Origin of the sequence: Acetobacterium wieringae (assembly GCF_001766835.1) — a bacterium.
Taxonomy (GTDB): domain Bacteria; phylum Bacillota; class Clostridia; order Eubacteriales; family Eubacteriaceae; genus Acetobacterium; species Acetobacterium wieringae.
Genome location: NZ_LKEU01000030.1, coordinates 24,864 through 47,236, shown reverse-complemented (window position 1 = coordinate 47,236; position 22,373 = coordinate 24,864). Strand labels below are relative to the sequence as shown.

Annotated in this window: 20 protein-coding genes; 13 read left to right on the top strand and 7 right to left on the bottom strand. The window is 44.5% G+C overall.

Annotation, left to right across the window (positions count from 1 at the left end; all coding sequences use genetic code 11):
- Nucleotides 1-149: 149 nt before the first annotated feature.
- The gene (locus ACWI_RS09850; protein WP_070371274.1) at nt 150-2,144 is read right to left on the bottom strand and encodes a S8 family serine peptidase; all 1,995 of its coding nucleotides are present in this window, start codon (nt 2,142-2,144) and stop codon (nt 150-152) included.
- A gap of 433 nt (nt 2,145-2,577) precedes the next feature.
- Here ACWI_RS09850 and ACWI_RS09845 point away from each other — a divergent pair, with 433 nt between their 5' ends.
- Nucleotides 2,578-3,057, top strand: coding sequence for a YbaK/EbsC family protein (locus ACWI_RS09845; RefSeq protein WP_070371273.1), 480 nt, complete (start codon nt 2,578-2,580; stop codon nt 3,055-3,057).
- A 92-nt stretch (nt 3,058-3,149) separates the two neighbouring features.
- Here ACWI_RS09845 and ACWI_RS09840 read toward each other — a convergent pair whose 3' ends face one another.
- A complete protein-coding gene (locus ACWI_RS09840) occupies nt 3,150-3,938 on the bottom strand; it encodes a GIDE domain-containing protein (protein ID WP_070371272.1) in 789 nt (262 codons plus the stop codon).
- 4 nt (nt 3,939-3,942) lie between these two features.
- A complete protein-coding gene (locus tag ACWI_RS09835; RefSeq protein ID WP_070371271.1) occupies nt 3,943-4,611 on the bottom strand; it encodes a PspA/IM30 family protein in 669 nt (222 codons plus the stop codon).
- Between the two features lie 487 nt (nt 4,612-5,098).
- Here ACWI_RS09835 and ACWI_RS09830 point away from each other — a divergent pair, with 487 nt between their 5' ends.
- From ACWI_RS09830 to ACWI_RS09785, 10 genes are all read left to right on the top strand, one after another.
- A complete protein-coding gene (locus ACWI_RS09830; RefSeq protein WP_070371270.1) occupies nt 5,099-8,119 on the top strand; it encodes a methyl-accepting chemotaxis protein in 3,021 nt (1,006 codons plus the stop codon).
- Nucleotides 8,120-8,393: 274 nt separating this feature from the next.
- Nucleotides 8,394-11,261, top strand: a complete 2,868-nt coding sequence (locus ACWI_RS09825) for a methyl-accepting chemotaxis protein (RefSeq protein ID WP_070371269.1) — start codon at nt 8,394-8,396, stop codon at nt 11,259-11,261.
- Nucleotides 11,262-11,461: 200 nt separating this feature from the next.
- The gene (locus ACWI_RS09820; protein WP_070371268.1) at nt 11,462-11,953 is read left to right on the top strand and encodes a Na+/H+ antiporter subunit E; all 492 of its coding nucleotides are present in this window, start codon (nt 11,462-11,464) and stop codon (nt 11,951-11,953) included.
- Nucleotides 11,950-12,213, top strand: a complete 264-nt coding sequence (locus ACWI_RS09815) for an MrpF/PhaF family protein (protein WP_070371267.1) — start codon at nt 11,950-11,952, stop codon at nt 12,211-12,213. The genes ACWI_RS09820 and ACWI_RS09815 overlap by 4 nt, the downstream gene beginning before the upstream one ends.
- The gene (gene mnhG, locus ACWI_RS09810) at nt 12,210-12,512 is read left to right on the top strand and encodes a monovalent cation/H(+) antiporter subunit G (protein ID WP_070371266.1); all 303 of its coding nucleotides are present in this window, start codon (nt 12,210-12,212) and stop codon (nt 12,510-12,512) included. The genes ACWI_RS09815 and mnhG overlap by 4 nt, the downstream gene beginning before the upstream one ends.
- On the top strand, nt 12,509-13,054 hold the full coding sequence (locus ACWI_RS09805; protein ID WP_070371265.1) for a Na(+)/H(+) antiporter subunit B: 546 nt from the start codon (nt 12,509-12,511) through the stop codon (nt 13,052-13,054). The genes mnhG and ACWI_RS09805 overlap by 4 nt, the downstream gene beginning before the upstream one ends.
- The gene (locus ACWI_RS09800) at nt 13,044-13,307 is read left to right on the top strand and encodes a Na(+)/H(+) antiporter subunit B (RefSeq protein ID WP_070371264.1); all 264 of its coding nucleotides are present in this window, start codon (nt 13,044-13,046) and stop codon (nt 13,305-13,307) included. The genes ACWI_RS09805 and ACWI_RS09800 overlap by 11 nt, the downstream gene beginning before the upstream one ends.
- Nucleotides 13,300-13,692, top strand: coding sequence for an MnhB domain-containing protein (locus tag ACWI_RS09795; protein WP_070371263.1), 393 nt, complete (start codon nt 13,300-13,302; stop codon nt 13,690-13,692). The genes ACWI_RS09800 and ACWI_RS09795 overlap by 8 nt, the downstream gene beginning before the upstream one ends.
- The gene (locus tag ACWI_RS09790) at nt 13,689-14,042 is read left to right on the top strand and encodes a sodium:proton antiporter (RefSeq protein ID WP_070371262.1); all 354 of its coding nucleotides are present in this window, start codon (nt 13,689-13,691) and stop codon (nt 14,040-14,042) included. Before ACWI_RS09795 ends, ACWI_RS09790 begins: the two co-directional genes overlap by 4 nt.
- Nucleotides 14,035-15,636 (top strand): complex I subunit 5 family protein, encoded by a 1,602-nt coding sequence (locus ACWI_RS09785; RefSeq protein WP_070371261.1) that lies wholly within the window; start codon nt 14,035-14,037, stop codon nt 15,634-15,636. Before ACWI_RS09790 ends, ACWI_RS09785 begins: the two co-directional genes overlap by 8 nt.
- Here ACWI_RS09785 and ACWI_RS09780 read toward each other — a convergent pair.
- From ACWI_RS09780 to ACWI_RS09770, 3 genes are read right to left on the bottom strand one after another with little or no spacing between them, the layout of a single operon-like run.
- Nucleotides 15,633-15,863: a FeoA family protein gene (locus ACWI_RS09780; protein ID WP_070371260.1), complete on the bottom strand. Its 231-nt coding sequence runs from the start codon at nt 15,861-15,863 to the stop codon at nt 15,633-15,635. The genes ACWI_RS09785 and ACWI_RS09780 overlap by 4 nt on opposite strands.
- Nucleotides 15,839-16,615 (bottom strand): HD-GYP domain-containing protein, encoded by a 777-nt coding sequence (locus tag ACWI_RS09775; RefSeq protein WP_070371259.1) that lies wholly within the window; start codon nt 16,613-16,615, stop codon nt 15,839-15,841. The genes ACWI_RS09780 and ACWI_RS09775 overlap by 25 nt, the downstream gene beginning before the upstream one ends.
- Nucleotides 16,616-16,642: 27 nt before the next feature.
- The gene (locus tag ACWI_RS09770; protein ID WP_070371258.1) at nt 16,643-17,695 is read right to left on the bottom strand and encodes a GGDEF domain-containing protein; all 1,053 of its coding nucleotides are present in this window, start codon (nt 17,693-17,695) and stop codon (nt 16,643-16,645) included.
- Nucleotides 17,696-18,089: 394 nt separating this feature from the next.
- On the opposite strand from ACWI_RS09770, the gene ACWI_RS09765 reads away from it, so the two are divergent.
- Both ACWI_RS09765 and ACWI_RS09760 read left to right on the top strand, forming a co-directional pair.
- A complete protein-coding gene (locus ACWI_RS09765; RefSeq protein WP_070371257.1) occupies nt 18,090-18,353 on the top strand; it encodes a hypothetical protein in 264 nt (87 codons plus the stop codon).
- A 136-nt stretch (nt 18,354-18,489) separates the two neighbouring features.
- Nucleotides 18,490-19,089, top strand: a complete 600-nt coding sequence (locus ACWI_RS09760; protein WP_070371256.1) for a hypothetical protein — start codon at nt 18,490-18,492, stop codon at nt 19,087-19,089.
- Nucleotides 19,090-19,184: 95 nt separating this feature from the next.
- Here the strand turns inward: ACWI_RS09760 and ACWI_RS09755 are convergent, their stop codons facing one another.
- Nucleotides 19,185-22,109, bottom strand: a complete 2,925-nt coding sequence (locus ACWI_RS09755) for a methyl-accepting chemotaxis protein (RefSeq protein WP_070371255.1) — start codon at nt 22,107-22,109, stop codon at nt 19,185-19,187.
- Nucleotides 22,110-22,373: the final 264 nt, after the last annotated feature.

Genomic DNA, 22,373 nt, shown 5'->3' with positions numbered 1-22,373 from the left:
AACACGATAAATTTTTAGAGTTATTTCGTTTTGCGATCAGTAATACACCTTTTGTAGCAATAATAAAACCCGATTACAGCTTTTCTTCCCTGTAATCGGGTTTGTCTTCTTTCTGAGCCCAGCCTAAGCGGGCTCAAAAATTTTATTCGTCACTTTTCAATATAGGGGTTAACCGTTGAACCGGGTGCCGCACTGCCTTTAGGAACAATCTCAATCCGAATGCCCTCCAGTCGATAGCCAAAACCGGCGGTTCCGGCAGGTTGGCCATTACAGGCCCACCCCATCCATCCAACATTCTGGGCATGTACCTGGTAGTATACATCAAAAAGATCAGCATCATTACCGCTTAATTCGATGGCAATGGCTTCCAACCGCAACGATTGCCCTTCAGTTCCGCTTAAAGCGCCATCAGCCACAAAATTCTGCCAGCCAATGTTCTGGACATGGGTTTTATACTTTACCCCCAGATCATCGTTTTTTGTAATGGTATTGATCTCGATGGCTTCCAGCCGCAGTGACTTCCCTTCGGTTCCGCTGACGGCACCGTCAGCTACTACGCTCTGCCAACCGACATTTTGGACATGGGTGCGGTATTCAATGGTTGGTGCGGCCTTTTCTTTGATTACATAATTGACAATGGATTTTTTAACGGTATTACCCTTTTCGTCCAGCACCTGGACCGACAAGGTGTAGATTCCCGCAGTAGTTGGCGTAAAGACCGCCGTGGCAGTGCTACTATAATCCTGGATGGTAGTGGTTTGACCATTTAATTCATAATAAAATCCATATTGATAATTCCCTTCACCACCGCTGGCAGTCGCAGTTAACGTCAGCTGCGTTCCCAGTGTTTGTCCGGTTGGTTTATCGACCGTAAACGTATCAATCGTTAACGGATTGCTCGGAGTCACCCGAGCCAGGGCCGCATCCAACTGAATCATCCCATAACCATAGTAATCATCTCGACCTTTGGCCCCAAAATCCAGCGCCGTTTCCTTCAGCAGGGTTTCCACCTGTTGACTTGACATGGTGTGATCAGCGGCCATTAAAACCGCACAGGCACCGGCGGTGATGGGGCTGGCAAACGATGTTCCGGAGGATTCTTCATAAGTACCATCATGGGCGGTCGAATAAATCTTCTGGCCAGGGGCACACAAATCAACCAGGCTGTTGTGTTGAGAAAAGTAGGCAATGTTGTTGGTATTATCGGTAGCTCCCACCGAAATAACATTATTGTAGGATGCCGGAACTGCCAGCTCGCCGCTGTAATTGGCGTTACTGCCTTCATTTCCGGCCGCTGCAACCAGCACCTTTCCGGCGTTGGCGGCATTTTCCACGGCTGTCCGCAAAGCTGCTGAAACCATATAGCCGCCGAAGCTCATATTAATCACTTTTACATCCGTTCGGGCCGCCGCTTCATACAAGGCGGCGCAAATATAGCCGACATCCAGATTCTTGTCGCCATCCGACAAGCCGCCGACCCGATAGGGCGCTACTTTGATATTGGCTGTTCCGGTGATTCCGGCCATGCCGATACCATTATTTGCCACTGCCGCCACACAACCCGAAACCAGGGTGCCATGGCCCGATAAATCCACCATCTCAGTGGTTCCTTCGACATAATCATAACCCGTTACCACATTATCAGCAAGATCCGGATGCTGCGTATTTAAACCGGTATCAATAACCGCCACCACCACGGTTTCTGAATTATCGACCTTGTTCCAGGTTTCATCGGCACCAACCCTTTCGAACTGCCAGGCCTTCGACAAATCGGGATCATTCGGTAGTGCTGAAGTTTGGAGATACGAATTTTTTTCGGCTACCAGCACATTGGGGTTTTCTGATAATTGGGCGACCAGAGCATCGACATCCGCCGAGTCGGCCACTTCGATAAGATCCACCTGAGCATTTAAAGACTCACCACCCTTAATATCCTGAGTGGTCAGGCCAAGACTGCCAATGGTGGACTGGTTTTTATAAATAACAATAATTTGATCTGTGATGTCTGAACTGGCATCAAGATTTGCGACCTCATCCAAACTTTGAATAACCATGGTCTGACCTTCAGCAAGAACCCCCAGGGGACAGGAGCCACCGACTAAAACCAGAACCAGCAGCAAGACCAGCGCCTTTTTAAATCTCATCAACGTTACCTCAATTGCTTTCTCCATATTTTTTACCTGACTAACACGATTATAAGCGTTCCTGACAATTTTTTAATGTTTGCCGAAAAACCCTTTTCAGGAATTTTTATTGTTACTGGAATTATAACCGTAACGGGGGCTTTTATCAATCGATAGTTATGTTTATCCTTTATGCATGTTTGATATTTCTTAATAATTTCTGAATTCCAAGTTTCACTAAAGGTTTAAGGGGTATCATTCATTTAAGAGATAAACATCTCCCCTTTTTCTTTTCATTCCTAATATAAAAAAAGCAGCGCATCCATTCGGGATCACTGCTTTTTTTGTTGTGTTTTTCCGATTTATTCATTGATCAACCTGTCATTTGTTCTTTAAAATATGTTAAAATAAATTGATTATGACCAAAACCTCAGCGAGAAAAGGAGCAAAGAAAATGGCAATAGAAAAAGTACGAGACTATTTTAGTCAGTGGAATTTGGACGCTCGAATTCAGGAATTTGAGACGTCTTCGGCAACCGTGGAACTGGCCGCTCAAGCGTTAGGATGCGCTCCAGAGCGGATCGCCAAAACCTTATCCTTTAAATTGGAGGAGAAATGTGTGCTGGTCGTGACCGCAGGCGATGCGAAAATCGATAATGCTAAATTCAAAGCTCATTTTAAAACCAAGGCAAAAATGCTTACTCCGGACGAAGTTGATCGCTACATCGGTCACGGTATCGGCGGTGTTTGCCCCTTCGCCGTCAATGATGATGTGGACGTTTATCTCGATCATTCCCTAAAGCGATTCGAAACCGTCTTTCCCGCCTGTGGCAGTAGTAACAGTGCCATTGAATTGACCATTGATGAGTTGGAGAAATATTCAAATAGTGTAGCCTGGTCAGATGTTTGTAAAAACTGGCAGCTTCAGGCTTAGCCACGTTTAAGCTCAGCGTTTAAAAAGGCCCCCGATGATGTCCATCATCGGGGGCCTATGTTTTATAATCTGCTGTACCGCTTTGTATTAATCTAAGAGAATAAAAACATCACGGCAATACCGGCAATAACACTGCCAACAGCAATTGCCAACGCTACAAATTTTTCATTTTTAACGTCATCCAATAATTCTTCTTCTGATTTATAAGTTACGTGGGATGGTTTTTTTGTGGTCACCGATCGCCCCACATAAAGCCGGCTGCCCCGCTTATGAATTTCACCCAGGATATACATCGGCTGATTTTCTGGCAGTATCTCTTCAAAAAAGCGATAACCCAGAAAACGGGAGCCCCGGGGGTTTGAAAAGCTGAAATTAAAATTATCTCTGACCCAGTTGGAATCTGCCGATTCCATCCGGTTGCAGCCGGGCATTAAATCCACATCAGCGCCAAAACTGGCCATATCGATATAAACTTTTTCATCGGAGCTGCTGTCTGACAGATAAACTTCCACCGGACTCTTTTCGCTGGACAAAGAAGTTTCTACCTTATCGGTAATGGTTCGGGTATTGCCCTTATCATCCCGTTCGGTTCTGGTTTCTTCGTGAACAGAAAATACTTCATTCTCATAATACGCCACTGGCCGCTGGGAAAATGGAGCCTCCACATCACCTGATACACTGTGAAGATGCCCCTTGACCTCACTGTAATGCCGGTAATTCTCATCCAAACTGGATAAGTCCCCGACAATGTCCAAAACATCTTTGATGCAGGTCGTCTGTTGAAACTGGATTTCCTGAGCTTTTGTTTTGCTTTTTTTCAAAACAAAAACAGCATAGCAAATCCCTGCAATCATAATCAGTAATCCAATTATAAAAGCCATGGTTTTATTCGATTCCCAATTCAGCTTTTAGCTTGGCCAATTCGTCATCGACGGCAGCATTTTTTTCCAGGGCTTCGAATTCATCTTCCAGACTGGTGTTTTCGCCTGCCATTTCAGTAAATGCCTGGGCTTCTGCTTCTTTGGCATTAACCTTCTGTTCCATTTTATCGAGCTTGGTGAAGGCACTGGTGCTATCGGTGCTGTTTAAAGACGTGCTGACACTTTTCTGCGCATCGGCCATTTTTGAACGGGCGATCAGCATATTCTGTTTCATCCGGGCTTCTTCGAGCTTAGCTTTTAACTGACGCACCTGATCTTTTAACTGACCAACTTGCATGCTCATCGAGTCATAAGCTGCCTGAAATTGAACCAGATCCGCATCGACACTGGTTTTTTGAGCCAGCGCTTTTTTTGCCAGTTCTTCATTGCCAGCCTTCAATGCTGTTTTTGCTTTGTCGCTCCAGTCCGCTGAAGCTGCCTTAGCGGATTCCAATTGTTTTAAAGCCTGTTTTTCACTGCCCATCGCTGCACCCAAAGCCTGGGTGGCACTGTTAACCTGTGCTTCCATATCAATGATAATCTGCTTTACCATTTTTTCCGGATCTTCAGCCTTATCCAGCATGTCATTTACATTCGCCTTTAACAAGTCACTTAGACGTTCAAAAATTGCCATTTTTTCCTCCTGCTATCTGTTTTTTTGTTTGTGGCATTAAATGCCGTGGTAATTCAATTGCTTCCAGCCTTCGCCTGGCTCCAATTGCACCACCATTTTAGGTATGTTTATCTTAACAAATCGGGGAAAATAAGTCTATTGCTTTTTTGTATTAAGCGCAAATAAATACCACTTAATTTGCGAAAGCTCATTCATGATCGGCCTATCTTCTTTGGCTTGTTGATTCGACTATTAATTTGCGAATGTCCGCATCATTTCTGGGTATACTAACTATTAATCCGGTTGTTGTTTAAAAATTACAGAGCCTGGCCGAATTCACCATTGATCGACCTGATAAAAACGGTTACACTAGTAGTTAATTTCCTGTTTTATTAATCATCGGATTCGTGGTGATTACTGGAGCTAATTGTGATACTACAAAAATCAAACAAAACGTAAAAGCCTATCGCAATTATCTATGATTATTAATCTAAAAGGAGTGGTGTATATGAAAAGCATTCGAACAAAACTCATGGTTTATTTCTCCGGACTGATTCTGGTTGTCTGTGCCATCTTTACCTTTGTTTCGATAAACGCCTTAACGAACGCAGTGGTGTCCGAAGCTGAGAAATCGCTGGAGACCCAGGCGCAAAATTCAGCGGATATCATCAGCAGCCGCAACGAGCAGAATTATATTTATCTTGAAGGGATTGCTTCCCGGGATAAAATTTTTTCCCAAAGCGTCCCAATCAATGAAAAAATGGCGATCCTGAAAAATGATGTCAGTAGCTCCAATCGCTTCCTGCGGATTGGTGTTTCCGATCTCAATGGCAACCTCTACCTGTCTGATAGTTACGGTGATCGGGGGCAAATTGTCGATATCACCAAACGGGATTATTTTCATGCTTCCGCTGCCGGTGAACGGGGTACCATGAATCCGGTTATCAGCGTCAATCCCGATGACAATGGCGCCTTGATCATGGCCTACTCAGTGCCGATTTATGAAAACGGCGCCATCACCGGCGTCCTGGTGGCAGTAGCCAACGCCTGGTTTCTAAATGACATCACAGATACAATGAATTTTGGCGAAACCGGTTATACCTACATTGTGGATTCCACCGGTACGACAATCTCTCATCCCGATCGGGATAATGTGGTCAACCAGATGAATCCCATTACCTTGGCGGAAACCGATGCCAATTTAAAAGAATTAAGCACCGCCATTGGGGCGGCCCTGGAGCAGGATTCAACTGCATCAACTTATACCCTGAATAATCAGGAATATTATATGGCCTCGTCAAAAGTTGATGGTATGGATTGGACTGTTATCCAAACCATCGAGTCCGATGAAGTCCTGTCAGCCTTGCCAGGCGCTATTTTAAATAGTGTCCTGATTTCAATAATGGTTTTGGCAGTCAGTCTGATCTTCTGTTATTTAATTTCTAAACGGATTACCGACCAAATTAAAAAAGTCAACCACATGATTAAAGAAATGGGCCTCGGTCACTTGAGTACCCGCCTTAATATGGAATCCAAAGATGAAATTGGTGAGATGGCACTGGCCATGGATAATTTTGCTGATAATCTTCAGACCGATGTCATTGAGGTGATGAACCAGATCTCTGATGGCAACGTTTCAGCTGACATCGAAGTTCTCGATGCTCAGGATGAAATCAAACCGGCGCTTAAAAAGACCATTGAATCAATTCGGGGTCTGATTAATGAAGCGACTATGCTATCTCAGGCCGGTGTGGCTGGAGAACTGTCAACCCGAGGCGATACCGAAGCTTTCAAAGGCGGTTTTAAAGATATTGTTGTTGGTGTCAATAACACCCTCGATGCCGTTGTCGGCCCCCTTCATGTAGCAGCCGATTATGTGGAACGCATCGGCAAGGGACAGATCCCCGAAAAGATCACCGCCACCTATAATGGCGATTTTAATACCCTGAAAAATAGCATCAATGCCTGCATTGACGGCCTGGGAGCCCTTAAAGAAAGCAATCGGGTTCTTGGTAAAATGAGTCTCAATGATTATTCTGAAACCATGCCGACGAATTATCTGGGTATCTATTCCGAAATCGGTCATTCCATTAATGATGTCCACACCCGACTGACCCGAATCGTTGAAATCTCCACCAATATTGCTAATGGGAACATGTGTGATCTGGAAGTATTATCAAAAATCGGCAAACGTAGTGACAACGATACGCTGATTCCCGCCCTTGTGGCCATGATTCAGAACATTCTTAACCTGGTCAATGAAACTGAAAAAATGGCTGGCATTGCCATTGAAGGCAATTTAAGCAACCGCGGCGATGTCTCCGGCTTCCCGGGTGACTTTGGCAAAATTGTTTCCGGATTTAATCAGACGCTGGATGCTGTGATTGCACCCATTGAAGAAGCCTCAGCGACACTTACCCAATTGTCCCAAGGCAATCTCCATACCCAAATGAGCGGCGACTACCGGGGGGACCATGCCCAGATCAAAGAAGCATTAAACCGTACCATCAACTTCCTAAACCAATACGTTGGCGAAATAACCAGTACCCTGGAAGAAATGGGTCGAGGCAACCTGAGCCAGGAAATCACCAGTGATTATCTGGGCGACTTCCAGGCGATTAAAACGTCGCTTAATGATATTAATACCAACCTCAGCACAACCATGACCGACATCGATGTGGCTGCTGGTCAGGTTGAAGTGGGCGCCCGTCAGATTTCTGACGGTGGTCAGGCGCTGGCCCAGGGTACCACTGAACAAGCCAGCTCAATCCAGGAATTGACCGCCTCCATCGAAGAAGTCGCTGGAGAAACCAAGAAAAACGCCATTCGGGCTAACGAAGCCAACGAGCGGGCCATTGAGGTTCGCACCAATGCCGAAGTCGGCAACACCCAAATGACGAAAATGATTGCTGCCATGAGTGACATCAATATGTCATCCAATGATATTTCCAAGATCATCAAGGTGATCGACGACATCGCCTTCCAAACTAATATTCTGGCACTCAATGCCGCCGTTGAAGCGGCCCGAGCCGGTCAACACGGTAAAGGTTTTGCCGTTGTTGCTGAAGAAGTCCGAAGTCTGGCCGCCCGAAGCGCTGAAGCCGCCAAGGAAACCACCGGCCTGATCGAAGGCTCCATCGAAAAGGTCAATATGGGAACAAAAATTGCCGATGACACAGCCGTCAGTCTCAAGGAAATTCTAGATGAGATCGAAAAAGTAACCGGTCTGGTCGGTGATATCGCCCAGGCCTCCAACGAACAGGCTTCAGAAATCGCTCAAATTACCCAGGGTATTGAACAGGTTTCTCAAGTGGTCCAGACCAACTCAGCTACTGCCGAAGAGAGTGCCGCCGCCAGTGAAGAGCTGACTGGTCAGGCCGAAATGCTCAAAGAAATGGTGGGTGCCTTTAAACTTAAAACTGCCACCCAAACCACCTTTAAAGCTGCTGCGCCTTTAAAAGCAGAGTCCCCGGTCCCCGAACCTGCAGTGCAAATCCTGCTGGATGACATGGAAATGGACAAATACTGATGCCGGTTATCTGATCATCCCAGTAACGTTTTCTCACGCTAAACCGCAATCCAACTTTAATTAGGCGCTGACCCAAGCTAGGCCTCAGGTTGTCCGATCATGACAACCTGAGGTTTTTGTGCGATAAGCCTTTTTTAAACGCTTTTTTTATTCTCCCACGGCCTTTTAATTTAATTAATTATTTTATGCGCTTATGCTGTTACTGTTTAGCTGATTCGGGTAAATAAACCCCGAAAGAGGAATTATTTTATCCGAAATAAAGGGGGAATTAAAAATGCGATGGATTCTTAATCTAAAAATTGGTACAAAACTGATTGTAAGCTTTATGATTGTGGCCCTTATCACTGGGGTTGTTGGTCTCGTCGGTATTATGAATATGCAGACGCTCCAAAATTCCAACAAAATTCACTACGAAAAAATGACCTTGCCAATTGCCGAGGTTGGTCAAATTTCCACCTCCTACCAGCGAATGCGGGTGATCGTCCGGGATATGATCATCGAAAACAGCCCCGAGCTGATTCAGTCCAATGCGGACAAGGTTATCATCCGTAACGGCGAAATTGATGAGGCGGCAGCGGCTTTTGCAGAAACCATCGTCGACCCCGAAATGCAGGCCGTCTTTGACGAATTTGTGGAAGCCCGAAAAGTTTTGGCTCAGGAATTTGAAAAGGTCAAAGAACTGGCCATCCAGAATCGGGATGCTGAAGCCTTTGCCCTGCTTGCCGATACCGGTTCTTATGAAATTGCGGCAGCGGCTCAAATGGATTTAATTAACGAGCTGGTGCCGATGAAACTGGCAGAAGCCCAAAAAGGCGCTGAGTTAGATGCGGCCACTGCTAATGCAGCGATGACCACCATGATTATCGTCACCCTTGTGGCCTTTGCAGTCGCTATTGCTTTTGGTTTAATCCTCCGTTCGATGATCAGCAAGCCCCTGCAACAGGCTAATCAAATGATCAAAGAAATGAGTCTGGGACATTTCACGATGCGCCTTAACATGAAACGAAAAGATGAAATCGGCGAAATGGCCGAATCCATGGATACCTTTTCAGATGATATTCAAACCGTTGTCATTGGCACCATGAACCAGATTTCCAATGGTGATGTCAGTACGGATGTGGAACCAAAAGATGCCCAAGATGAACTTTCACCAGCACTTAAACTGACCATTGAAACCATCCGGAGACTAATCAGTGAAGCCACTATGTTATCAAATGCAGCTATCGCCGGACAATGGGAAACCCGTGGCGACGCCGATGCATTTAAGGGCGGTTTTAAAGAAATAGTGGAAGGTGTTAACGCCACTCTTGATACCGTTGTCGATAAAATGGTCTGGTATGAAGCTATTGTTGATGCCATTCCATTCCCGCTACATGTCACCGATAATGATATGAAATGGACCTTCATGAATAAGCCATTTGAAGAACTGATGATCGCCAATAATGTCATCACGGATCGTACATCTGCCTGTGGCATGGACTGCTACAATGCCAATGCCGATATTTGCCGTACCGAAGGCTGTGGAATCCGGCGACTGGTCGACCAGGGCTTAAATGACAGCTATTTCGAATGGGTCGGACGAAGCAATAAACAGGATACCGCCTATCTCAAAAACAAAAAAGGTGAAAATATTGGCTTCGTCGAAATCGTCACCGATCTAACCCCGATTATCCGGGTTAGCGACTATACCAAAACTGAAGTATCACGACTTGGCAACAATCTGATCCGTTTATCAGCAGGCGATCTGGACTTCGATATGAATGTTGGCGAGCCCGATGAATACACCACTGAAGTCAGTGCGCAGTTCCATGAAATTGGCAACACCCTTGGTGAAGTAAAAAATTCAGTGGATAACCTGATCAGTGATGCCACCATGCTGGCTGAGGCCGGTATTGCTGGCCGCTTGAATACCCGGGCTGATGCCAGCCGTCACCAGGGCGATTTTGCCCGGATCGTCGACGGTGTCAACGCTACCCTGGATGCCGTTGTGGAACCGGTTCAGGAAGCATCGGCGACCTTGAAAGAACTGGCCCAGGGAAACCTGAATACCGGAATGGTTGGCCACTATAATGGCGACTATACCTTAATCAAAGACAACATGAATCAAACTATTGCCTTCCTGAAACGGTATGTGGATGAAATTACGGTTACGCTGGAAGAAATTGGTCGCGGTAATCTGGATCACCAGATTACCACCGAGTATCTGGGTGATTTCCAGGCCATTAAAACAGCCCTGAATGAGATCACCAGTACGCTAAGCAACACCATGACCGAAATCAACGTGGCTGCCGGACAGGTTGACATGGGGGCCAAACAGATATCTGATGGTGGACAGGCCCTATCGCAAGGTACCACCGAACAGGCCAGCGCCATTCAACAACTGACGGCCTCCATTGAAGAGGTTGCCAGCGAAACCAAGCGAAATGCCATGAATGCCAATGAAGCCAACGAACTGGCTGTCAATGTTCGCGCCAATGCCGAAAAAGGCAATAGTCAGATGGCTACGATGATCGGGGCGATGGGTGACATCAATGATTCCTCGAATAATATTTCGAAGATTATCAAGGTAATTGATGACATTGCTTTCCAGACCAATATCCTGGCTTTGAATGCGGCCGTGGAAGCAGCCCGGGCTGGTCAGCATGGTAAAGGGTTTGCTGTTGTCGCTGAAGAAGTTAGAACCCTGGCTGCCCGAAGTGCTGAAGCTGCCAAAGAGACCACGGGCTTAATTGAAGGCTCGATTGATAAGGTTAGTGTCGGAACAAAAATTGCTGATGACACCGCCGAAAGCCTGAAAGAAATTCTCAATCAGATTGACAAAGTTGCTGGCTTGGTTGGCACCATTGCCCGGGCCTCCAATGATCAGGCTTCTGAAATCGCCCAGATTACCCAGGGTATTGAGCAGGTTTCACAGGTTGTTCAGACCAATTCCGCCACTGCCGAAGAAAGTGCCGCTGCCAGTGAAGAGCTCTCTGGTCAAGCTGAGATGCTAAAACATATGGTTGAAGCGTTTAAGCTAAAAACCACGAGTGCTTCCAGCAAAACTGCACGATCAACTTCCGCTTCCCCGGTAAAACCGGTTATCACCCCGGCACCAGAACCAAGCATCATTCTTGATGATCTGGATATGGATAAGTATTAAAAGTTTTGTCCTCACCATTTCGAGGCCTGGTTTTATCCAAACCAGGCCTCATTTTCATCCTTCAAAACTGTTCTTAATTCGATACCGGCGACTCTAATTTTTAGAACGTCCGATAAAAGCATGTGGTTGACAGTGCGTGCTTAGCTTGATTATAATAAAAATGACTCCCCTGATCATAACGCCACGTTTAAGGAGTTTGTATGAAAAAACTGATTGATAACCTTGTTCTGCTTTTTATTTTTACTGGTTTTTGGCTTATTTTAAATGAAAGTCTGGCTTTATCCCAGATTCTGGTGGGTCTGTTTTTTTCGTCAGTCGCCTTATTTTTCACCAACCGTTACTTGCTGGAAAATGACTATCAGAGTGCTTATGTTGTTAAATCAGAAGTGCTTTTTCGTTACGCTATCTATTTATTTTTTCAGATTTACCGCTCCGGCTTTTTCGCAATTTTAAAAATCCTTAAGTGTGAGGATACTGTCAAGATCATCGAGTACGAAACCTGTATCCATAGTGATCTGGGCATCTGTCTTTTGGCCAATGCCATTACCCTGACACCCGGCACTGTGACTCTTGGCAAGAATGGGCGACAGCTTAAAATTCTGGCTTTCGCCGATGAAAAGAGCTTTACTGATATCGCCGAAGGAAAAATCTGTTCTCCCTATGAAATGATATTAAGGAGTTTGGATCGATGACATTTTTAGAAACAACCTTATTGATTATTGCTATCTATATTGTTCTGGTGCTTATCCGGGTTATTCTGGGGCCAACGATTTGGGACCGCCTGCTGGGACTAAATACTATTTCAGCAAAAATTATCATGTCAATCGTTCTCCTGGCACTGATTACGGATCAGTCCTATTTAATGGATGTGGCCCTGGTTTATGCACTGCTGGGGTTTATCGGTACGGTGCTGATTGCCCGATTCATTGAAAAGAAAGGAGACCTGTCATGATCGACTTGCTGGCCTATCTGCTTGTCACCATTGCCCTTATTTTTATGGCACTGGGGGTAATTGGCCTGTTTCGCTTTAAAGATTTTTACTCCCGGATTCTTATTTCTGCCAAAATTGAAACGGTCGGTTTTTTAACCATCATGATCGGTCTCATTATTTTGTCGGGGTTTAGCTATGCTGCTATGAAAATCATGCTGATTACTCTACTGGTGATGATCACCAATCCTCTTTCCACCCATGCCATCGCCCGATCAGCTTTTTTAAGTGGCTATACCATCAATCAGGATACCCGACTATGACGACAAACATCCTTCTGATCACCCTGGTTGTTCTGGCCATCATCGCTCTGAACACCAAAAAATTACGGCGGGCGGTTGTCTATCTGGGAGTTTTCTCGCTGATCAGTTCCTTTCTTTATCTGCTTTACGGTGCCCCGGATGTGGCCATTGCTGAAGCGGTTATCGGTACGACCATCACGACCGTTTTATATCTGGTGGCACTCAAAAAATATCAGATCTTCACTATTTATTTTTGTAGTGATCCAAACGATCCGAATCGTCGCAATCTAACGAATAATTCCCCGTTCTTAAACAGTCTTGAATCGTTTCTGGTCAAACGGGAAATGGAACCTCAGATCATTTATTCTGAAAAACCCATAAAGACCATTCTGACTCAGGATAAATTTGATCTGGCCATCTGTCAAACTGACCAAAAATTCTGGATTTATGGCAGTGTCGATGACTATCAGCTGGATGCCCTTGAAGATCATTTGTTGACAAACCATGGCGACCTGAACATTCATTTGATTCGCTATACCGAAGGAGACGATAATGAAGCGTAGAATTATAACCCTGATTTTTGCCGCTACCCTTGCCGCTCTGGTTCTTTTTGTCAATTTTGATGCCCCACTGGTTGCCGCTCCAGAAATTGCCCGTTTTTATCTTGACCATTTCAACGCCGATACCCATACCCAAAATGCCGTCGCCGCAATTTATTTAAACTACCGGGTATTTGACAGTATCTTTGAAACCCTAATTCTGCTTGTCAGTGTATCCGCAGTTGTCAATTTATCCTGGAGGCGCAGTGATGACTGACAATTCTGAAATTATCACCCGGATGACCGGACTCTTGTATCCCTTTATTTTATTGTTTGGTTTTTACATTATTTTAAACGGTCATGCCAGCCCCGGTGGGGGATTCCAGGGCGGGGCTGTGCTGGCTGCTGTATTTATCACCCGGTATCTGGTCGATCCGAATCGGTGTATCCGGTTAAGAACACTAAAAACCGCTGAAAAAATTCTGTTTGTCTGTATTATCCTTTATCCGACCTTTTTTTTGTTTTCAGCCACCGCCAACCATACCGAACTAATGAATCTGATCTATCTGATCGCAATGAATTTTTTAATTGGTTTAAAAGTCTGCAGCGGTTTTACCATCATCTTTTTCAGATTTGCCTTTTATGAAGGAGGAATTTTATGATTGCACTTAATGGCGAAACCATCAGTATTGTACTTTTTTTTGTGGGCGTTTATGGACTGATCGCCCGCAGAAATATCATCAAATCAATCATGTCTATCAGTATCATGCAAGTGGCGATCATATTATACTTTGTTAGTACCAATGTAGCTCCTGGGAGCGTCCCACCGATTGGCGATGTAAACCAGATGTTACTGGCCGCCGACCCGCTTCCCCAGGCCTTGATGATTACCGATATTGTCATCGGCATCGGAGTGACAGCGGCGGGTTTAACGCTGTTTATTCATCTCTATCATCGCTTTGGATCAACCAACTGGCAAAAAGTCATGAAAAAAAGGAATCGCCATGATTAGTCTGCACTGGCTTATTTTATCCCCGCTCATTATTGGCACCACTGCAAAACTGATGCCCATTAAAGCCGCAAAAAAAATCATGGTTCTCTTTCAAACCGCCTTATTGGCTGCCGTTACCATGATCTTTGTTGAGGTACGTCAAAATGGTCCGCTACTGGAAAACATCGGAAGCTGGCCGGATACCATCGGCATCACTTTAAGGGCAGATTTACTGGCCACTGCCATGGTTTTTTTAAGCTGTTTTTTATTCCTGGCAATGGTCATTTTTGTTCACAACAAAAATTATGCCGACCACCTTTTCTTCTTTCTTTTTCTTGGTCTGGAAAGCCTAATTATTGGAATTTTTCTTTCCAATGACGTATTTAACATATTTGTTCTGATTGAAGCCGCCACCCTGATTATTACCATATTGATTATGTATAAACAGGCAAGTGTTTCTGTATACGATGCGATGATGTATTTTTTGATCAATGTGGTCGCCATGTCATTTTTCTTAATGGGTCTGGGGATGCTTTATAAAAAAATCGGCGTTCTTGATTTTTATGCTCTGGAAGCGGCACTCAGTCAGGTTAACAATCCCGCCAGCCTGATTCTGCCGTATTCCTTTATGATCACCGCTATTAGTTTAAAAGCTGCCTTGATGCCGCTTTTTAGTTGGCTGCCCAAAGCTCACGGGACCCCCAGCGCCCCGTCAGTTGTTTCGGTTATCCTGTCCGGCCTGTATGTTAAAACCGGCATTTACGTTTTCCTCCGGTTGCAGACCACCTTTGCGCCCCTGATTGATACCTCAGAACTGTTTGTGATCCTCGGTTTTATCACCGCTGTCGTCGGTTTTATGCTGGCTCTGGCTCAAACGGATATTAAACTGCTGTTGGCATATTCAACGGTATCACAGATTGGGGTTATTATGATCGGCATCAGTCTGAATAATCCTGCGGCTTACTGGGGTGGCCTTTATCATCTGATGAATCACGCTATTTTTAAATCAACACTATTTCTCACCGCCGGGATGATCATCTCCGAGTATAAAACCCGAAAGATCAGCGAGATCCATGGTGTTTATTCACACATGCCCGCCGTCGGCGTAGCAACGATCTTATCAATTTTAGGGATCATTGGGGCACCGCTGTTTAATGGCAGTATCTCCAAATTTTTGATCGCTACTGGCGCCAGCGGTAGTTGGATCGAATCGGGTCTGATTCTGATTAATCTGGGAACCATAATCGTTTTTATGAAATACGGTCAGCTTCTGTTCGGCCACTCCGACAAAAAAGAAGCAGCCAACTCCGATATTTTGGAGAAGGCCGTCGTATTAACCCTAAGCATGCTGTGTTTTCTCGGCGGAATTTTTGGCAGTGACTTGATCGCCATCCTTTTTAATATTAGTTTGACGATAAACCCGTTATCCTATGGTGAAAAAATGCTGCTTTTTGTGGGCTCAATTTTGCTGGGACTATTGATTTACCGCAGCTTATTCAAAAAAAGAAATCCTTTAGCCTTTATCCGTTCTTTTGAACTCGGTTTTAATGAAATCTGTCTTTCGATCACCTTATTTTTTGCCTTTATGGTCGTCTACTTAAAAATAACCCTTTAACGATATTTTGCAGTTTCAACCTGAATTTTAGCAACAATCTCATAACCCAGCGCCAGCTGACTCCCCAATAGCTCGATGGTCATGGGTCCCTGATGCTCGGTGGAAATGACTTTAAGCACCGCACCCCGAATCAGCCCCATGCTGTAAAGCCTTTTTGACAGTTCTTCATCCAGACTTAACGCTTTCACAATAACCGTACTACCTATTCGACACATGGATAATGGCATATCTCTCTCCTCTTTTTTAATCGCTCGGATGATTCTCTTTCTGTCGGCTTATTTCGTTTAATGAGATCATCTAACAAAAACACAATTCGTCCATCCAGTAGCTGGGGTGATTCGTTAATGATTTCCTGAAATGCCAATTCATAGCTCAACGCCTCCCGGTAATTGCGCTTACTGGTCATGGCATCAAATACATCAGCCACGCCGACAATCCGCTGATAGAGATGGATCTCATCCCCAATCAGATGCCTGGGATAGCCGCTCCCATCCAATCGCTCATGATGATTATGAACAATATCGATGCTCGCCTGGGGCAGCCATTTCTGTCCACTGAGTACCTGATAGCCAATTTCCGAATGGGTTTTAATTACTGCAAATTCCTGATCGCTGAGTTTGCATGGCTTATCCAGTATTTCCCGTGGTAGAAAAAGTTTGCCAATGTCATGAAGCAAAGCGCCCACCCCAATTTCGGTGATTTCCACTTCCCTCAATCCCAGCTCCTGCCCCAGACTCATGGCCAGTAAGGCGGTTCGGATTGAGTGACCCGGCAGACAATTACTGGCACATCGGGGATTTCGGTATTTTTCCAGATCTCTGAAAGATGTCACCTTTAGTTTGGCAATCAGCCGCTTGATATAACTTCTAAAATTTCCATTAAATATCTCCTGATTACCAGCTAAACGATAGCGCTGATCCACTTCAGTTAAATACCTGGAAAAAACATAAATGTCTTGGGATGCTTTTTTTTCAGTCATCTAACTCTCCTCTCCTTGGTTTGGCTCTCATTTGAATTGGGCGCTGGTAACCCGATTCTTGCCGTTTCTTTTTGAACAATATAAAGCTTCGTCGGCCTGATCCACCAGCATCGTCTGTTCTCCCCGGTTTAACGCCACCGTAGAATGACAAACCCCGGCAGAAAGGGTTATCCGCATCGTCTGATGGTCAAATTCGAAAGGGTATTTCGCAACCGTTTCACAAATGCGTTCGGCGATTCGCTGGCCCAAGGGTTGCCCCGTTCCCGGTAACAATATTGCAAACTCTTCCCCGCCATATCGTGCCCCAATATCTGAGCTGCGAAGCTGTTTTTTTATTATCTGAGAAACCTCCCGGATCACATAGTCTCCTGATAGATGGCCATAGACATCATTGACGGTCTTAAAATCATCAATATCCAAAAGAATCAGGGTAATTGGTGCATGTTTTTCGGCAATCACTTCCAATGACTGATAGAAAGCTTGATGATTGGACAAGTCGGTCAAAAAATCGGTCGTCGCCCGGTACTCCAGTAATTGGTTTTTATATTCGATTTCTTCCATTGCATAGTGGTTTCGCTTGTAAACATCACTGATTAACTGGTTCAATTCACCAACAAAAAAACTAAAACCCATCAGCAACACTCCCTGAATAAAAATGACACCTCCAGAAAAATAATTCGTTAAAATTCCCACCAACAGATAGCCAAACGTCGCAAGCAGCCCATGAACGATACTTTTCGTACGATCATTGGCTAGACTGGCCGTCAGGATAAATAGGCAAAGAATCGGCAGAACCAGGAAAAAAAAGCTGTTCAGATAGATACTACAGATGGAAATAAAAAGAACGTCCACAATACTTTGAAAATAACCACCTAACAAATTTTCCAGTTTCAGGATTTTCCCGATGGCAAGGAGGTAAAGCTCAAAACCAATATAGATTCCATAAGCAATCAGCATGATTGTCATCATTTCTGTCATCATCTGAGAAAAAAAATAATAAACCAGTACCACTAACACCAGTATGCAGTGGATCCCCATATATATTTCAGTAAAGATCTGATCCTTTTTTGTATTCACCATTCTTAACTCCCGCATTTTTCTTTATTAGATAAGACTAACTCAAAGCCCAAAACAATAAGTTAGCATTTTCTAACTTATTGTTTTTCAGTATATCACTGTGTTTTAATTTTATCAAGCGCTTTTATTGATTATTGTCCGTCAAACTGTTTAAACAATGATAATGTAGTTTCTATCAATCGCTCAGATTAAACGTATGATCGCCGCAAATCATAATTTTTATTCTCTGGCAAAAGTCTGCTTATCTTTAACCATAAATCCTAAAGTTATTATAAACTATGGCGATATTAATAGTAAGCACGAATCAATACGATTCAAACCATCTCAGATGAAAACCACATCGACCAACACGTCTCCCTTACAAAAAACTATTACCGGAAAACAGGAGGTTCATCAAATGAAGTGGATTCAAGACATTAAAGCAAGCACCCGGCCATGGTTGACATTTTTATCGGGCTTTGTGACCATCACTCCTGATGAACCCGATGAAACAGCAATTATTAATGATTACTTTGTGACCTACCTGCAAAACATTGCAGCGGATCAAATTAAACTGGTTTCCTGTGAAACAGAACAACTAAAACATGAAACCAATGAAGTGCCATCACAACACCCCGAAAAATCATTACGCACTTTGTCGTCAATAAAACAGATCGGATAAAAAATGTCCTTTCAGCCTTGTAATCTGAAAGGGCATTTTTTACCTGTGATATTTAAAATAAATGTTATTTTTGACCGAATTATGTCGATATAGTTTAGAGAAGCTCGTTACTATTATATTAAATAAGGAGGCTGTTATGAATACAAATGCAATTGATGCCAACAAGTCCTTGAATCAAGCGATTCAAACCAAAGGCGTTACTCAAAATGCTGACGTTAAAGTTGAACCCGAAGCTGCAGATAAGGTTCAGCCAGTCGTGCAAAAACTCGACTCCATTGAACTTGGCACAGCAACTTCACAAGACATCGGAACCTACACGGTCGACCGTAAAAAGATCAACGAAATCAAACAGGATTTTGCCCGTAACACGGAGTCGTTCAAAAAAATGGTTGAGACCATGATTGAAAAACAGGGCAAAAAAGTCAGTCAGGTTCTTAAAGATCTGGCAGAAGGAAAAGATGTTCAAATCACGGTCGATTCTGAAACCCAGGCAGCAGCTCAGGAAGCGATTTCTGAAGACGGCTATTTTGGCGTCAACAAAACATCCGAACGAATTATTGATTTTGCTAAAGCCCTCTCCGGCGGTGATAAAAGCAAGATCGAAACCCTGAGAAACGCTTTTAAAGAAGGTTTTGAAAGTGCCAAAAAAGCCTTTGGTGGCGAACTCCCTGAGATCTCCCAGCAAACCTATGATAAGGTTATGCAGGGTTTTGATGATTGGGCCAAAGAAGAATAATATCCTATCTGCCCCAAAAACACTTTTTATCTTGGAGCGATGCTCCTCTATCAATAAAAAGACAAGGAAAAATGCTTCCTTGTCTTTTTTTAGTCTTATCTTTTAAGTTTAAACCGTGATATCATTTCTTTTAGTAACTGGGATTGACCCGATAATTCTTCACTGGCAGCGGCTGACTGCTCGGCTGTAGCTGTATTTCCCTGGACAACCTGGGAGACCTGATCAACCCCCAGATTTATCTGGGTGATGTTGGTGGCTTGATCATTGGAGGCTTCCGCAATTTCCTGAACCAATTGCGCAGCCTTGGTAATTTCTTCGACAATTTCTTCCAATGCAATGGCTGTTTCATCAGCAATTGCAGTACCACCCTCCGTTTTTTTCACCGAACCTTCAATTAAAACCGTGGTTTCCTTGGCTGCTTCAGCACTTCGGGCGGCCAGGCTTCTAACCTCTTCTGCCACCACCGCAAAGCCCTTGCCATGTTGGCCAGCCCGGGCCGCTTCCACGGCCGCATTCAGTGACAGGATATTGGTCTGGAAAGCGATATCGTCAATAACCTTGATGATTTTTGAAATATTTCCCGAGGCCTGGTTGATTTCATCCATAGACGCCTGAAGTTGACGCATGCTATCATTCCCTTTTTGGGCTTTTTCCTGGGCTTTCGTTGAAAGCATGTTGGCTTCGCTGGCCCGTTTGGCGTTATCTTTGGTTTTATCAGCAATTTCATCAATGGAGGAGCTCAATTGCTGGATGGCAGCAGCCTGTTCAGTTGAACCCTGGGCCAGCATCTGACTGCCATCTGATACCTGTGAAGCACCAGCAGATACCTGATCGGCGGCTTCATTCATATCTTTTAAAATCCCATTAAAGGCTTCAATAATATGGTTAAGGGCGGTTTTAATCGGTTCAAAATCGCCTTTATAATCGCCGATGATGCTAACAGCCATATTTGAATTGGCCATCTGATCAAGAATCTCAGACACCTCATCAACAATTCCCTGTAAAAAGTCCAGGGTACTGTTTAACGAATCTTTAATTGCTGAATGCTCACCCTTATAGTCTCCGACCATCCGTAACTTCAAGCTGCCGTTGGCTACTTCTTCCAGTACCAGATTGGCTTCCTGTATTGGTGCCACGGTGGCTTCCAGGGTAGCATTGATGCCGGCAACAATCCGGGCATATTCACCGCTGTGTTTATTGGTGTCAGCCCGGGCATTCAGATCGCCCGCCACTGCCGAATCCACCAGACGATTGGTGTCTCCCACCAGCATTTTAATACTTTCAAAGGTACGGTTTACAGACTCTTTAATCCGGGCATATTCACCTTTATAGTTGCCTTCCATTCCCTGATCAAGATTACCCTGAGCCATCGCTTCAAGTACCACCGATGCCTCGTGAATCGGCTCTGCCATTGCATCCAACGTCGCATTGACCCCAGAAATAATTCTGGCATATTCGCCACGATGTTTGGTTGTATCAGCCCGGGTGTCCAGTTCTCCAGCGACGGCAGCGGCTACTAAATAATTCGTGTCACTTACCAGCATTTTAATGCTCTCAAAGGTCTTATTCACTGAAATTTTAATGACTGCATGCTCACCCCGATAATTCCCCTGCATATCCTGGTCAAGATTACCCTGGGCCATGGCTTCAAGTACCACCGAAGCTTCTTTGATTGGTTCAACAACAGCATCCAGAGTCGCATTGACCCCAGCGATCACCTTTTGGTAATCCCCATCGTATTTGGTTTCATCCGCCCGCTCATCCAATCGACCTTCCACGGCAGCGCTAACTAACATATTGGTATCGGTAATCAGGGTTTTGATGGCTTCCTGCGTGTCCTGCAATGCCGGGCCAACCTGATCATGATCTCCAACCATAATAATTTCATCATCCAGATTTCCCTGTGCGATATGTTCAAGTTTATCAATCAGATTGTCCTGAACATTCTGTTGCATAGTTGTAACGGCCTTTAGCATGGTTCCAATTTCATCCTGGCGATTAATATATTTGCCAGCATTGGAATGTTCGTCATAGCGAAAATCAAAACCTGCCAGCCGATTAAGCTCTTCTGTTGTCGCCACAATCGGTTTTGAAATGGTTCCACTGATGAGAAATACCGCAAATGCAGCGACGATAATTGCCAGTACAATTACTGTGATGATCGTATTGCGAACCTCTGCCACCTGGGCATCCAGTTCAATCTGATCCATCGCTACCGATAAAACCCAGGGCGTCCCTTCAACCGGTGCATAGCCAACTAAAAAGTCCTTTCCTTCCAGACTGTAATCTCCAAATCCCGGTTCCCGGGTTGTCATCTTACTACGCACCAATTCAGCTAATTGCGCATAATCCGGATTTTCTTCGTCTGCTTTGGCAAAATTAAACTGCTGCTTAACCAGCTCCAGATCGGCATTTCCGACTGCAATCCCGTCATTGTTGATCAATGAACCAAAACCCGTTTCACCATAGGTAACTTCGCCAACAATATTGCTGAGCGTCTTCCCTTCTTTTCTTCCATAAAGGACAGCGGCGATCGCTCCGTTTTGATAAACTGGTGTCGCAAAAAGTAATACCGGTTCACCGGTAACCCGACTGATGGTGATGTCCGAGACGGTCGGCACCCCGGCGGCAGCACCTTTAAAATAACTTCGATCAGCCACATTAACGGCATCGCCAGCAGCACTCTGGGTAACCCCATTGCCGCTTAAATCTGCTAGAACAAAGGCATCATAACCGACTCGAGCCGCTTCACCTTCAAAAAAAGCTACCCGTTGTTCTTTTGACACCGCCGGATCCAGAATCAGTGAATTTTGTGCCAAACCTTCCATATAGTTCAGCTGATTGTTTATTCTCGCTTCGATATAGCGGGCCTGAACCTCCGCCGTACTCTGTAATTGTTCATGAGCATCTTCCTCTAAAACGCTGGTGAACTGATTAACCACAATAACCCCCAGAATACCGGTAACCACCAGAATCAGTGCGGTAAACAACGTGATAAGACGTAATCGGATCGATTTCATCGTTTCCCCTTTCTTTTCCCTTTTATACTACTCAGCTGCGCTGAGATTTACCAACCAATGTTGATGGCATCTTTACAGACTGACTGTAATAATATACCACATTTTATCATTTGCAAACGTTTCTTTTCATAATTTTGCCATAATTATTATCGTTTTTTACAACGATTCGCTTATTATACGGTTTTAACCTGCAAAAAACAAGGGCATAAAAATAAAAAGACAGATAATAAATCCGCCTTTTTTGATCGTTTCGATATTCTTGCT